This is a genomic window from Variovorax sp. GW821-FHT10D07, assembly GCF_059415325.1.
Genome location: NZ_JBWKMZ010000038.1, coordinates 1 through 1,210, shown reverse-complemented (window position 1 = coordinate 1,210; position 1,210 = coordinate 1). Strand labels below are relative to the sequence as shown.

Here is a 1,210-nt window from a genome sequence, read left to right as displayed (position 1 = left end):
ATGGAACCCGACACGCCGCCGAAGCTCGCGCCCATGCCGAAGGCCAGCAGCTTCATGTTGCGGGTGTTGATGCCCATCGCCTTGGCGGCGATCTCGTCCTCGCGGATGGCCATCCAGGCGCGGCCGATGCGCGAGACCTGCAGGCGGTGCGAGATCACGATGGTGACCACCACCAGCGCGAGGAACAGGTAGTAGTACAGCGTGACCGAGGAGATGGTGAAGCCGTCGAACTTCCAGGCCTTGCCGAGGTCCAGGCCCCAGAACTTGATCGAGTCGATCGAGGTGATGCCCTTGGGACCGTTCGTGATGTTGATCGGCTGGTCGAGGTTGTTCAGGAACACGCGGATGATTTCGCCGAAGCCCAGCGTGACGATCGCGAGGTAGTCGCCGCGCAGCTTCAGCGTGGGCGCCCCCAGCAGCACGCCGAGCAGCGCCGCGAACACGAAGGCCAGCGGTATCACGATCAGCAGCGAGGTGTGCAGGCCGTTCGGGAAGGTGGCCTTGAACCACTCGAAGGTCTCGGACAGGTGGCCCGAGCCCATGAGGGCATAGAGATAGGCACCGACCGCGAAGAAGGCGACGTAGCCCAGGTCGAGCAGGCCGGCGTAGCCGACCACGATGTTCAGGCCCAGCGCGAGCAGCACGTAGAGCAGTGCGATGTCGGCGATGCGCACCCAGGCATTGCCCTGGCTTTGCAGCAGCAGCGGCAGCGCGAGCACGGCGATGACGCCGACCAGGTAGAGCGCGAGGTTCTTGCTGTTCTTCATGATGGCAAGCTCCTTCAGGCGCGATCGGCCACGCGTTCGCCGAGCAGGCCGGCGGGGCGCAGCGTGAGCATCACGATCAGCACGATGAACGCGAAGATGTCGCTGTAGTTGCTGCCGAGCACGCCACCCGTGAGGGTGCCGATGTAGCCCGAGCCGATGGCCTCGATGAGCCCCAGCAGGATGCCGCCGACGACCGCGCCCGCGAGGTTGCCGATGCCGCCGAACACGGCCGCGGTGAAGGCCTTGAGGCCGGGCAGGAAGCCCATGGCGTGCTGCGCGATGCCGTAGTTGGAGGCGTACATCACGCCCGCGATGGCCGCGAGCACGGCACCGATGATGAAGGTGGCCGAGATGACCATGTCGGGACGGATGCCCATCAGCGCGGCCACGCGCGGGTTCTCGGCGGTGGCGCGCATCGCGCGGCCGAGCTTCGTGTAATTGAC

At 66.1% G+C, this 1,210-nt stretch carries 2 protein-coding genes; both read right to left on the bottom strand.

What is annotated here, in order from left to right; translation table 11 throughout:
* A partial coding sequence (locus AC07PU_RS42455; RefSeq protein ID WP_495323666.1) for an ABC transporter permease subunit occupies window positions 1-767 on the bottom strand: 767 nt, incomplete at its 3' end.
* A gap of 14 nt (window positions 768-781) precedes the next feature.
* A partial coding sequence (locus tag AC07PU_RS42450; protein ID WP_495323665.1) for a branched-chain amino acid ABC transporter permease occupies window positions 782-1,210 on the bottom strand: 429 nt, incomplete at its 5' end.